Origin of the sequence: Treponema sp. Marseille-Q4130 (assembly GCF_014334325.1) — a bacterium.
In the GTDB taxonomy this organism is placed as follows: domain Bacteria; phylum Spirochaetota; class Spirochaetia; order Treponematales; family Treponemataceae; genus Treponema_D.
This window is the reverse complement of sequence record NZ_JACSET010000004.1, coordinates 42,136-54,579: the sequence shown is the minus strand read 5'-3', so window position 1 is coordinate 54,579 and position 12,444 is coordinate 42,136. Positions and strand designations below refer to the sequence as shown.

Here is a 12,444-nt window from a genome sequence, read left to right as displayed (position 1 = left end):
TATGAATAAAATATATTCGCGAATCGAATCGATCACCGGCAACGTCATCACGGTAAAAGCCGACAACGTCCGCTACGGAGAACTCGCGGAAATCGAAACGAGATTCGGAAAATCGCTTGCGGAAGTCAATAAAATCGACGGAGAAGTCGTGTCGCTGCAGGTTTTCGCCGGCGGCCGCGGCATTTCTACGGGCGATCACGTTAAATTTCTCGGTCACCGGATGGAAGTGAGTTTCAGCGAAAATCTGCTCGGCCGTATTTTCAACGGCTCCGCATTTCCCCGCGACTCGGGACCTTCTCTTGCGGACAACCTCGTAACGATAGGCGGGCCTTCGGTCAATCCTTCCAAGCGCATTATGGCAAACCGCATGATCCGCACGGGTATCCCGATGATTGACATGTTCAATACGCTCGTCGTTTCGCAAAAGCTGCCGATATTCAGCATTTCGGGAGAACCGTACAACCAGCTGCTCGCGCGCATTGCGATGCAGGCGGAAGTCGACGTCATCGTGCTCGGCGGTATGGGCTTAAAGTACGACGATTACCTGTACTTTAAAAACACGCTCGAAAACGGCGGAGCGATGAGCCGCACCGTCATGTTTATCCACACGGCCGCCGACCCGACGGTCGAATGCATGAAAGTGCCCGATTTGAGCCTTGCCGTCGCCGAACAGTTTGCGCTGCAGGGCAAAGACGTGCTCGTCCTTTTGACCGATATGACGAACTTCGCCGACGCGATGAAAGAGATCGCTATCACGCAGGAACAGGTTCCGTCGAACCGCGGTTATCCCGGCGACTTGTACAGTCAGCTCGCTTCCCGTTACGAAAAAGCCGTCGACTTCGAAGGCGCGGGGTCGGTAACCGTCCTCGCCGTGACGACGATGCCCGGAGACGACGTAACGCATCCCGTGCCCGACAATACGGGCTATATCACCGAAGGGCAGTATTATCTCAAAGGCGGCCGCATCGAACCGTTCGGAAGTCTTTCGCGCTTAAAGCAAAACGTCAACGGAAAGACCAGGGACGATCATCGCGCTCTCATGGACGGCATGATACGCCTGTATTCCTCGTATAAAGATACGCTTGAAAAAAAATCGATGGGCTTTATGATGAGCGCATGGGACAACAAGCTTATCAAATACGGCAAAGAATTCGAAGACGAAATGATGGATCTGTCGAAAAACATATCGCTCGAAGACGCCCTCGATTCGGGCTGGAAGATTCTCGCCGACTGTTTCGACAAAGAGGAAACGGGTATAAAAACGGGACTGCTCGATAAGTATTGGCCGAAAAGGGATTGACGTATGGCGAAGATTAAGCTGACGAAAAACGAGCAAAAGATTCAAAAAGATGCGCTGAAAATGTATCAGCGCTATCTTCCGACGCTTACGCTCAAAAAGCAGCAGCTCCAAACCGAAATCCGCGCCATCGATGCAAAAGCGCGTGAAGTGCGCGATGCGCGTAAAGCGCTCGAAAAGGAATTCGACGAATGGATCGCCGTGTTCGCCGATGCCGAATCCTTCGGACGCGATACGGTGCGCGTAAGCAATATACGAAAAGGCACGGGCAATATCGCGGGCGTGAAGATTCCGATTTACGAAGGTGCCGATTTTACGAGAGCCGAGTACGATCTCTACGAAACGCCCGTGTGGATCGATATGGCGGCCGATCGTATGGAAAGAGCGCTCGAACTCGATTTGGAAGCCGAAGTGCTCGACGAACAGGTGCGTCTCCTTTCGAAAGAGCTTCGCACGACGACGCAGCGCGTCAACCTTTTCGAAAAAGTGAAGATTCCCGAAGCGAAAGAAAATATCAGAAAGATATCCGTGTTCCTCGGCGATGAAAGAGTCGCCGCAGTCGTGCGCAGTAAGATATCGAAGCGGAAACTGGAGGCTGAAGCGAAATGATCGTAGCGATGAAAAAAGTTTCCGTCGTCATTCTCGAAAAAGAAAAAAAAGACGCGCTCGAAAAATTGCGTAAGCTCGGCGTCATGCACTTGGAAAGCCTTGAAGGCGAAAGCGAAAAGCTTTCCGCTTTGAAAGAAAGTTTTTCATGCGCGCAAAACGCATACGCGATCCTTTCCGAGATAAAAGCGCCGAAAACATCCCGCGCCGAAAACCTCGATGAAACCGGAATCGCCGAAAAAAGCAAAACGGTCACATCTCTTTTCGACGAAAAAAAATCGCTCATCGATGCGCTCGGCGCCGACACCGTCGAACTCGAACGCTTTGCAAAGTGGGGCAGCGTCGATCCGGACGATTTCGCGTATCTTTCCGAAAAAGGCATAGCGCTTTCGATGTACGAAATGCCGGCCGATTTATACACTGCTTTGGACGATTCCATTGATACGGTGCTCGTCAATACCGGAAAGCGCGACGTACGATTTTTGCTTATCGGAAAAGAGCGGCCTGAAAATCTTCCGCCCGAAGCCTTTGAAGTGCCGCTTCCGAGAATCGCTACGGAAAAACTTTCCGAGCAAATCGAAGGCAATATAAAACGCATCCGTGAAATAGAAACCGAACTTTCGGCACAGGCGGTGTATGGACGACAGATCGATTCGTATGCGAAAAAGCTCGCAAAAGAAATCGAATTCGAAAACGTGTATGCGGGTATGGGAAAAGAAAACGAAGGCAAAGAGAGCGATCTCGCATGGCTTTCAGGCTATGTTCCGTCCGACGGCTTTTCCGCTTTGGAAGAGGCGGCAAAACAAAACGGCTGGGCGATTTCTTCGAGCGAAGTCGAAGAGACCGACGATCCGCCGACAAAGCTTAAAAACAATCCGCTCGTAAGCATCATCTATCCGCTCACCGATTTTCTCGGCACCGTTCCGGGTTACCGCGAATTCGATATTTCCGGATGGTTTTTGTTTTTCTTTACGATCTTTTTCGGCATGATTTTCGGAGATGCGGGCTACGGGCTCATTATGCTCGCTCTTGCGCTTGCCGTAACGGTCAAATCGAAGGCTGCAGGCAAAAAAACGAATCCGATGATGAGTCTTCTTGCGCTCCTTTCTTTTTCGACGGTCGTGTGGGGAACGCTCACGTGTACGTGGTTCGGCATTGCAGCCGACAAGCTTCCGTCGTGGCTCACTTCTCTTTCGATTCCGCCGATTTCTTCGGCATACGCTTATCGTTACGACGGCGTGCAAAGCCTCCTTACGACGGATCAAAATCTGCAGGTGTTTTGCTTTACGCTTGCGCTCGTGCAGCTCACGGTCGCTCACATCAAGTGTTTTATAAACGATATACGCTCTCCGAAATGCATCGGCGACTTGGGTTCCATGCTCATGCTGTGGGGTATGTTTTACATCGTGCTCATGCTCGTCATCAGCGGTGAAATCTTTTCGCTCGATAAAGTCGTGTACGGTATTCCCGTCGGTCGCGTTTCGCTCGCCCTCGTCGGAGGCGGCTTTTTGATGAGCTTCGTATTTTCGAATTACGACGGAAGTATCGGGCGATCGGTGCTTGAAAGCTGCAAAAACATCATTTCGGTCGTGCTCGGAGTGGTAAACGTGTTTTCGGATATCGTGTCGTATATCCGTCTGTGGGCGGTCGCATTGGCCGGCAGCGCGATTTCGAGCACGGTCAACACGATGGCGGGCCCGCTTTTGGGTCACGCGATTTTTTTCATCGTCGCGCTCCTCCTGCTCGTAACGGGACACGGGCTCAACGTCGCATTGAACGTGCTTTCGGTTATCGTTCACGGCGTGCGCTTGAATACGCTTGAATTTTCGAGCCACCTCGGTATGTCGTGGTCGGGATATAAATATGAGCCGTTCAGAGAAGCGGCGTTATAGCAATAATTAGGAGTTGTTATGAATTTGGGAATGCTTGGTGCAGGTGTCGTGATGGGGCTCGCCGCTATCGGTTCCGCGTTCGGAATCGGTATCGCCGGTCAGGGCGCAATCGGTGCATGGAAACGCTGCTACGTAAACAATAAACCCGCGCCCTTTATCCTTACCGTCTTTGCTGGCGCGCCGCTGACGCAGACGATTTACGGATTTCTTTTGACGAGGAGTATCCTCGATTCGAGTCAAAATCCGCTCTTTTTGCTGGGGCTCGGCGTTGCCGCAGGACTCGCGATGGGCGCATCTGCCGTCGCTCAGGGACAGGCGGGGGCAGCGGGTTCCGATGCCCTCGGTGAGACGGGCAAAGGTTTTGCGAGCTATATCATGGTCGTCGGTCTTTGCGAAACGGTCGCTCTCTTTGTCATGGCCTTCGGCATCGGTTTTTGCCGATAAGCGTTCTTTCAAAAAGCGCGCATGACGAAAAAAGTCTATCTCGGCGGAAACGGTAAAACGGAGCGCATTGCCGTCGGAGGCGATGCTCCCGTTTCGGTACAGACGATGTGGAAAAAATCCATCGTCGGTTTGGATGCCGATTCCGAAAAGCGCACTTTACTCGTAGAAGAAATACACGCACTCAAAGGGATAGGCTGCGATATCGTGCGTTTTGCCGTTCCCGATATGGAAAGCGCGCGCGCACTCTGTGCGATAGCCGCCGAATGTACGGTACCCCTCGTCGCCGATATCCACTTCGACTACCGTCTCGCCCTCGAATGTCTTCGCGGCAACGTCGCCGCGATCCGCATCAACCCCGGTAATATAGGTTCCCGTGAAAACGTCGAAAAGGTCGTCGCTTCGTGCCGCGAAAAAAACGCTGCGATCAGAATCGGCGTCAATACGGGAAGTTTTCCGAAAGACCTTGCGGCGAAAGTCGAGGCCGCTTCCATGTCGAGGGCGGAAGCGCTTTCCGAAACGGCATCGCGCGAAGCCGCCGTATTCGACGAACTCGGTTTTACGCAGTTTGTCGTCAGCATGAAAGCGTCTTCGGTAAGTGAAACGATCGAAGCAAACGAAGTATTTGCAAAAAAATACGATATACCCCTTCACATCGGAGTGACGGAAGCAGGTCCTCTCATCACCGGCATCGTAAAGAGCACGCTCGCTTTCGGTGCCCTGCTTTCAAAAGGCATAGGAGATACGATCCGCGTAAGCCTTTCCTCATCCCCCGAAAACGAAGTGATAGCCGGCCGCGAAATACTTGTAGAATGCGGAAAAAGAGAGGGAGGCGTAAAGCTCATTTCGTGTCCGAGGTGCGGCAGGATCGGATTCGACGTGCACGCCTTTGTCGAAAAATGGCAAAGAGAACTTTTATCGATCGATAAAAACATAAGCGTCGCTGTTATGGGATGCGTCGTAAACGGACCGGGAGAGGGAAAGCACGCGGACTTGGGGATAGCGGGTTCCGGCAATAAAGTCGTCATATTTAAAAAAGGGAAAATAGTGCGAACCGTCGACGCAAAAGATGCCGATAAAGTATTCAGAGAAGAATTGGACACGCTGTAAAACGTATCGATTGTACCGACTGAGCGGTTGTTAAATGAAACACGCTGTTTCAGTGTTTCGTTTAACCGTTTTTCTCAATTCCGGAACCGGTTGACTTATGAAAAAGATTGTAATTGTTTTTTCCGCATTGTTGCTCGTATATTCGACACTCGGCGCACAAGTGCGTCCCAAAAAGCCGCGCGATCTCGCAGGCGATGTAAAACTCTTCCGTTTTGCGCGCGTTGAATTCGATGACGGAAATTACGGAGAAGCGCTTCGTCTTGCAAACGAAGCGAAAACAGCACGGCGCGAAATCGTCGCATGGGAAGCCGATACGCTTTCGTATGCTTTGAAACCGCGCGAAGTGCAAAAGGCGAACGGCGTACTTTCCGACGTGCTCGCAGTTCTCAAAAAGCGTGAAGACTACGACGCCGTCGAAATCGTCGAGCGCTATGTCGGAAAAAAAACGAGGGCGTTTTTTAATAATTCTGCTGATGCCCTCGTCTCCTACGTTTCGACGCGCTTTTCTTTTCCCGAAGCCGATCGTCTTATCGGTCGTATCTATTTTTTGGAAGGCGAGTATTCCCTTGCAAAGCAATATCTTTTAAACGCATGGCAGAATGCCGCGCTGCTCGATATTCCCGACGAACGCTACGATATTTTATACGAGCTTTCCGATATCGCGCTTATTGAAAAAGATTTTGACAGCTATGAAAAAAATCTGCTTCTCATCGTAAGCGGCGACAGTTTATTAAAAAATGAAAGCTTCGAAAGAGCATTTATGCTCATCGTGCAAAACAATGAAGCGGGCGCGATGGAAAAATTTTTTACGCTTTTCCGCTCGGAAGATTATACTGCCCTCGATGCGTATTTTAAACTTGCACCCTACTACGAAGAGCGCGGTTTTTCCGATAAAGCGTTGAAAGCGTTCGCGCTCGGAACTCTTACCGCTTTTACGAAAATGCACAATACCGTAAAAGCGCGGGATTCCGAATTCGAATATCGAAACCTCAGCCTTCTTTTTACGGAGATCAAGCGTTTTCCCAACATCGTCGATTGGGCGTCCGAACGGCAGATTTGGAAAGGGTTTTCTGATTTTGCCGACTGCGTGCGGAAAGCGGGAAACGAACGCTTTGCATTCGATCTCTATACGGCACTTGCCGCTTCGTCTCCCGACGGCTATTGGCAAAAACGGGCGGCGGCGAAACTTGCAAACGACTTTTGAGCGGCGGAAATTATCAAGCCCTTTACTGCTTTTGTCCCAAAAGCGTATCCAAAAAGGAATAGCTTGTCTGGATGACGTCGAGGATGGTATGCGTGTCGTGCAGCGATCCGTTTACTTTTTCAAGAGAGTCCAAACCGTCTTTCATCGCGCCCGCCTGCTCCTGTACTGCAGCCGCTATTTCGCTGAGCGAATTGCCCGCTCGGTCAAGCGTCGATGCGTTTTGATTGAAATTATTTAAAACTTCGGTAAACGACTGTTGGAAGCGTGAAAAGAGTTCGATAAAGAGCGTCATGTCTTTATTGATTTCGTCGACCGTTTCGCGGAATTCGGTGAGCTTTTCTTCGATTTTTTTTGTGGATTCTCCGGTCTGAGTCGCCAACGCGCGCACTTCGTTTGCGATGATTCTGAAGCCGCTTCCGACTTTTCCGGCTCGTGCGGCTTCGATGGATGCGTTGATCGCGAGAATGCCCGTTTTCACCGAAACGTCTTGAATACCTGCGAGCATGCCGGCGACATCGGCCGTTTTTTCTTTGAGCAGTTCGAAATTTGAAGCGGCGTTTTTCGCATTGACCGACGCTTCTTCGATTTCGCTCACGCGCTCGTTGATTTCCGATTGCAACTTTTTATTGTTGTTTAAGATATCGGACATCATCGTGTTGACTCGTCCGGTATTCGAAGAAGAGGCGGTACCGCTTGCCTGAATTTCTTCAAATGCGGCGACGATCGTGTCGAAACCGTTTTGCAGTTGGACGACAGCCTGATCGATAATTTCAAAAGAATGCGCCGTCACAAAATCCAATACCATGCTTTTATTAAAACGTACGACCGTTTTATCGACGATGTCGGTAAAGTTTTGAATGATTTCGCTTTCTTTATTTTCGCTCATGATATACCGCCCTCAGTTAAAAAAGCGTATCGATAAGATCGATACCGCACTGGAGGTTTTCAAGCCAATTCAAAAAATTGCCCACGTTTTCATCTTTGTAAATGGCTCCGTGCTGAGGAGCGAGCATAGCCGGATTTAAGATGCGCACCTGTTCCACCCAGCGACGGACGATTTTATTTGCCGCCATATAGCGCACGTGAAAATCTTTAATGAGCGGGATGTGCTTGTTGAAATCGCCGACATACGCCGTTTCATTCGTTTCATCAAAAACCGCAGCACCTATGTCGCCTGTAAATAAAATACCCGATCGCTCGTCGAAGAGGCCGAACTGTCCGGGCGAATGCATAAAATGCGACGGAATGCAGCGCAGACGGGAATCGGGAGCAAGCATGATATCCATGCCCTTGTCGGGAATGCCGATGATGCGCTTCGTATCGACGATGCCGAAATGGGGCAAAAAGCGTATCCACAGGTTGGAGATGTATACTTTTGCGTGCGTAATGCCGAGCCACAGCGCAATGCCCGAAGATACATCGGGATCCTGATGCGAAAAAAAGATCGTGTCGATTTTATCGACAGATATAAAACGGCTTACGGCCGTTACGACGCGCGAAAAAAGATGCACTCCGCCCGGATCGAGCAAAACGCCTTTGCCGTGATCGATGATAAGGTACTGCATCGTCTGCACCGCACCCTTTCGGTATTTGCTTTCGGAACCGAGCCAAATAAATTTGTGGTCGTCGTCTTCATACAAAACTATACCGTGCACTTCGCTGTCTTCAATCATATCTTAACCTCCGGCAGTTTGTTTTCCGATTTTAATAATGCAGACCGATACCGATCGACAGTTCGTATTTCGATACCCCTCTTCTCCAATCTGTATTGATAAAGCGTTTTAAGAAGTAACGTCCCGCATCGATTCCGAGACTGGCGCGGAACTGTATGCTTTTCCAGCTTTCGGGGAAAACGATCACTTCCAAACCGCCTGCATAAAATCCGTCTTTGATCGAAAAAATCGTACCCGCCGCTTTATTGTGTATGAGCGCAAAGTCGATAAAAGGGGCAACCTGTACTTCGAAATTGAGCTTGCGCATCACTCTGTTTTTTTCAAAATGCGTGGTGAACACTCTGATCGGAAAATCGAGATTGACCGCGAGCGCACCGGATGTTTTGCACGCATACGAGTCGCCGTACCCCGACGATGAACTGAAATACTGTTTGTCGCGGATACCGCGTAAGCGCGATCCGATGTTTTCCGTACCGTTCATCATCATAAAAAAGTACAGGTCGCTTGCAATACCGATCCGTCCGAATCCTTTGAAGCCTTTGAATTCGGCGGAAAATTTCGGCTGGAGTTTTTCGTTTTGCACAATATAAGTAAAGGACTGGGTTGTCGAAATCGATAAGCCGGTACGCAGATTGTTTTTCCAGTTGATGCGCGACGTCCCGATCGTCTGTCCGATGGCGAGCTGGGGACTTGCAAGATCTTCGTTCGAATTGCTGATGCCGTCGAAATCCCAATAATGGGTAGCGCTCACATAGGGCGTATAGTCGACGCTGCCCCAATTGTCGATGCGCTGCAGCACGATAGGAAGCGATACTTTACCTTTTTCGGTAAAGTACGTATCGTCTTCGTATTTTTGGTAATCGAAGTTTCGGGTAAACCCTTGCGTGAACGAAAAGTCGAGCGAAGTCCGATGTCCGAGAGGCACCGAAAAATCGAGTCCCGTCGCCGCATCCCATTCGGGAGACGAGTGACCGATCGTATAGGATATGCCGTAACTGTTTGTCCACATCGCATTGAGATTTACAAGTCTGAAAGGGATGTCGAATGTAAGGTTCACGCCCATCGTGATGCCCATATCGTCGACGATGTGTTTCATTTCGGTATCGTCTTCATCTGTTTTAAGCATAAAATTGATATCGGACGACATATCTTTCATCGTTCCGAAAAAGTTCGTATCTTTTAATTTCAGCTTCAGCGTGAGACCGCTGTTCGAATCGTATTTCGGATAGGGCATAATGATAAAATGAAACGAGTCGTCGAGACGTACCGTCAAATCCGCGATATATAGATCGGCCTGCTCATCGAAGAGGCGTGTCGAATAGTCGATGGAAACTTCATCGAAGAGACGTGTATTTAAAAGACGCTGGCGATAGTCGTCGATGTATTTTGCAAATGCGACTTCATCGGGGAAAATAATCGTCTTATCGATTTTTACTTCGCGCTCGACGAGCGATTCCTTTGTCATGCCTTCGACGACATAATGTACGGAATTGATCCGATATGACGAGGAAAATGCGGAAACAAGCAGTTCAAACAAAACCGCAAAAGCGATACAATACTTTTTCATTAATACGCACCTTTCCTTTTAAATACGACCCATACGGTTTTTATGATGAGCCATATATCGAGCCATATCGACCAGTTTTGAATATAGTACGTGTCTAGCGTAATGCGTTCTTCGTATTCCGTGTCGCTTCTGCCCGATGTCTGCCACATACCCGAAAGACCGGGCGTTACCGAAAGGATATAATCGGCTTGGGAGCCGTATTTGACAAGTTCGCCTTCGGTAACCGGACGCGGACCGATAAAACTCATTTCTCCTGCAAGGATATTCCAAAATTGCGGCAGCTCGTCGATGCTCGTCTTTCTGATGAATTTTCCGAACGGCGTAACTCGCGGATCGTCGACTAATTTTCGCTCGCGCTCCCATTGTTCGCGCATATCGGGATTTTTCGCGAGGAGCGCGTCGAGTTTTTTGTCGGCGTCCTTGCACATGGAACGGAATTTCCAGCACTTGAGCGGTTTGCCATTTTTGCCCACTCTCAGATGTCCGTAAAAAACAGGACCGTGGGACGTGATTTTGATGATGAGCGCGACGACGATGCACAGCGGCAGTACGAGCGGAAACGAAACGATGAGGAGCGCGATGTCGATGGCGCGCTTTGCAAATCGGTTCGTCTTTTTTGTGAGGTTGTGCGTCGATGCGAAGCCGACGATGCCGCCGATATCTTTTATCTGCGGGGAACCCGATATCGATCTGTTTTGATGTTTTGAAACGGTGATCGTATAGCGGTATACCTGCATGATATCCGATACGTCGGCTTTTTCGTAATCGCACAGGATAGCCGCTTTTATTTTGAGAGAGCGGATCGTATCGAGCAGCTCTTTGCTCGGGGGAAAGACGGGGATGCCGCCGTGCATGGGGCTTGCAATGGAGCCGCTGTTTATGATGACGGCGGGTTTATAGCCCAAATCGGAGCGTTCGAGCATTCGGTTGATGACCGCGTTTCCGCTTGAGCCGGTACAGTAGATGACGGCCGGCAAGCCCCACCAGTGATAGGTACCGAATGCGAAACGAGCGATTTGCCGTGCGATCGGCAAAAAAATCGTCGCAAGGGGAACGGCGAGCATGAGCGCGATAGCGACGGCGATGCGCGTTTGATCGTCATTGACGAGAATGCTGATCGCGATGCCGATAAAACTGAAAAATGTGCAGATACTGAACCGCTTTACTTCTTCGACGGGGGAGATCATGATGCCCGGATAAAGCCCCGCCGCATAAAAAACGACGAGTATGAGCGGCATATAAACGCTGTAGGTGACAAAGGATCGAAAATTGATAAAGGAATTGTTGATAGCGTTGATGATAAAAAAGCTCGTGCCGATGCTGAGCATGAGGGCTGCGGCATCGACAAACATTAAAACAAGCCCTACGAGGAATGAACTCGTGCGGTGAAAATTCTGTTTGTAGTAGCGAAGAAATTCGTCGATTGTCATAACATTTTATTCTTTATTTTATAGTAAAAATGTAACGATGTCAAATCAATTGGCGCAATTGATATAATTGGTACAATTATTGCGCAATTCTATGATGTACCCGATGCGGATCGATTGACTCAATATGTTGCAATGCGCTGTACTATCGTTCGGCGGACGTGATATACTGTCAAAGCAGAATCGCATTTTCAAAGTCACCTCGAAAAACTGCAGCTTTTCGAGGTGCTCAGGAGTATCGATATGTTTGAAAAAGAATACGATGAATTGTACAAAACGGGTATCGTTCCCGTAGTCGCGCTCGATTCGCCGGATAACGCAGTTCCGCTTGCAACGGCTCTTCTCAAAGGCGGCATCACTGCGATGGAGATCGCTTTTCGCAACCCGTCCGATTATGAAGGGACCGCACGCGCGATACGCGACGTACACGAAAAAGTTGCCGAGATGCATGTCGGAGCCGGTACCGTGACGAGCGTCGATCTTGCGAAGGCTGCGATCGATTCGGGTGCAAAGTTTATCGTCTCTCCGGGTTTTAAAGAAGACGTCGTCGATTATTCCATTGCACACGGTATCGTCACGTACCCCGGAGTTTCTACGGCGAGCGAAATTACGGCTGCCTCTGCAAAAGGTCTTTCCGTGCTCAAATTTTTCCCTGCAGAAATTTCAGGCGGCTGCGCTGCGCTCAAAGCTTTTGCCGGTCCCTTTCCGCGTATAAAATTTCTTCCGAGCGGCGGATTGAATCTCGACAATATGGCAAATTATTTTGCGCTGTCGAACGTCGCGGCCGTTTCCGGCAGCTGGATGGTGAAAGGCAGCCTTATCAAAGCGAAACGATGGGATGAAATTACACGCTTGTCGAAAGAAGCGGTCGAAGCTTCTCTCGGATTCGGTTTTGCTCATGTCGGCATAAATTTTCACGGAGAGGGCGAATGCGCGGAAGGTGTAAAAGAATTCGAAGCGTTCGGATTTAAAGGCGTTGAAGGCGAATTGTCGTGGTTTTGCGGAACCGAATTCGAATTGATGAAAAACGGCGTAAAAGGCAAAAACGGGCACATCGGAATTCTGACGTGCAATATCGAACGCGCGCTTACGTACCTTGCCGCCTACGGTTTTAAGCCGGTCGCCGACAGCGCTCAGTGGACGGGGGATGCGAAAAAATCGCCGTTGAAATTCATCTATCTGGACAAAGAGATCAACGGTTTTGCCGTCCATTTGAAAAAGCGCTGA

The 12,444-nt window shown here is 49.7% G+C and carries 11 protein-coding genes; 7 read left to right on the top strand and 4 right to left on the bottom strand.

Features of this window, described 5'->3' with window-relative positions; genetic code table 11:
* Position 1: 1 nt before the first annotated feature.
* The 6 genes from H9I36_RS05420 (at position 2) to H9I36_RS05395 (ending at position 6,550) form a co-directional block, all read left to right on the top strand.
* On the top strand, positions 2 to 1,300 hold the full coding sequence (locus H9I36_RS05420; protein WP_187384364.1) for a V-type ATP synthase subunit B: 1,299 nt from the start codon (positions 2 to 4) through the stop codon (positions 1,298 to 1,300).
* Positions 1,301 to 1,303: 3 nt separating this feature from the next.
* Positions 1,304 to 1,906, top strand: a complete 603-nt coding sequence (locus tag H9I36_RS05415) for a V-type ATP synthase subunit D (RefSeq protein ID WP_016520298.1) — start codon at positions 1,304 to 1,306, stop codon at positions 1,904 to 1,906.
* Positions 1,903 to 3,795 carry a V-type ATP synthase subunit I gene (locus tag H9I36_RS05410; RefSeq protein ID WP_187384363.1) on the top strand — a complete coding sequence of 631 codons (1,893 nt, stop codon included), beginning with the start codon at positions 1,903 to 1,905 and terminating at the stop codon, positions 3,793 to 3,795. The genes H9I36_RS05415 and H9I36_RS05410 overlap by 4 nt, the downstream gene beginning before the upstream one ends.
* Positions 3,796 to 3,813: 18 nt before the next feature.
* The gene (locus H9I36_RS05405; protein ID WP_187384362.1) at positions 3,814 to 4,239 is read left to right on the top strand and encodes a V-type ATP synthase subunit K; all 426 of its coding nucleotides are present in this window, start codon (positions 3,814 to 3,816) and stop codon (positions 4,237 to 4,239) included.
* Positions 4,240 to 4,260: 21 nt separating this feature from the next.
* A complete protein-coding gene (ispG, locus tag H9I36_RS05400) occupies positions 4,261 to 5,346 on the top strand; it encodes a flavodoxin-dependent (E)-4-hydroxy-3-methylbut-2-enyl-diphosphate synthase (protein WP_187384361.1) in 1,086 nt (361 codons plus the stop codon).
* 97 nt (positions 5,347 to 5,443) lie between these two features.
* The gene (locus tag H9I36_RS05395) at positions 5,444 to 6,550 is read left to right on the top strand and encodes a tetratricopeptide repeat protein (RefSeq protein ID WP_187384360.1); all 1,107 of its coding nucleotides are present in this window, start codon (positions 5,444 to 5,446) and stop codon (positions 6,548 to 6,550) included.
* A 22-nt stretch (positions 6,551 to 6,572) separates the two neighbouring features.
* Here H9I36_RS05395 and H9I36_RS05390 read toward each other — a convergent pair whose 3' ends face one another.
* From H9I36_RS05390 to wbaP, 4 genes are read right to left on the bottom strand one after another with little or no spacing between them, the layout of a single operon-like run.
* The gene (locus tag H9I36_RS05390; RefSeq protein ID WP_187384359.1) at positions 6,573 to 7,436 is read right to left on the bottom strand and encodes a methyl-accepting chemotaxis protein; all 864 of its coding nucleotides are present in this window, start codon (positions 7,434 to 7,436) and stop codon (positions 6,573 to 6,575) included.
* Positions 7,437 to 7,452: 16 nt separating this feature from the next.
* Positions 7,453 to 8,223 (bottom strand): oxygen-binding di-iron domain-containing protein, encoded by a 771-nt coding sequence (locus H9I36_RS05385; RefSeq protein ID WP_222864649.1) that lies wholly within the window; start codon positions 8,221 to 8,223, stop codon positions 7,453 to 7,455.
* A gap of 31 nt (positions 8,224 to 8,254) precedes the next feature.
* A complete protein-coding gene (locus H9I36_RS05380; protein ID WP_187384358.1) occupies positions 8,255 to 9,790 on the bottom strand; it encodes a BamA/TamA family outer membrane protein in 1,536 nt (511 codons plus the stop codon).
* Positions 9,790 to 11,220, bottom strand: a complete 1,431-nt coding sequence (gene wbaP / locus H9I36_RS05375) for an undecaprenyl-phosphate galactose phosphotransferase WbaP (RefSeq protein ID WP_187384357.1) — start codon at positions 11,218 to 11,220, stop codon at positions 9,790 to 9,792. The genes H9I36_RS05380 and wbaP overlap by 1 nt, the downstream gene beginning before the upstream one ends.
* A 240-nt stretch (positions 11,221 to 11,460) precedes the next feature.
* On the opposite strand from wbaP, the gene H9I36_RS05370 reads away from it, so the two are divergent.
* Entirely contained in the window at positions 11,461 to 12,444 is a 984-nt protein-coding gene (locus H9I36_RS05370; protein WP_187384356.1) for a bifunctional 4-hydroxy-2-oxoglutarate aldolase/2-dehydro-3-deoxy-phosphogluconate aldolase, read from the top strand.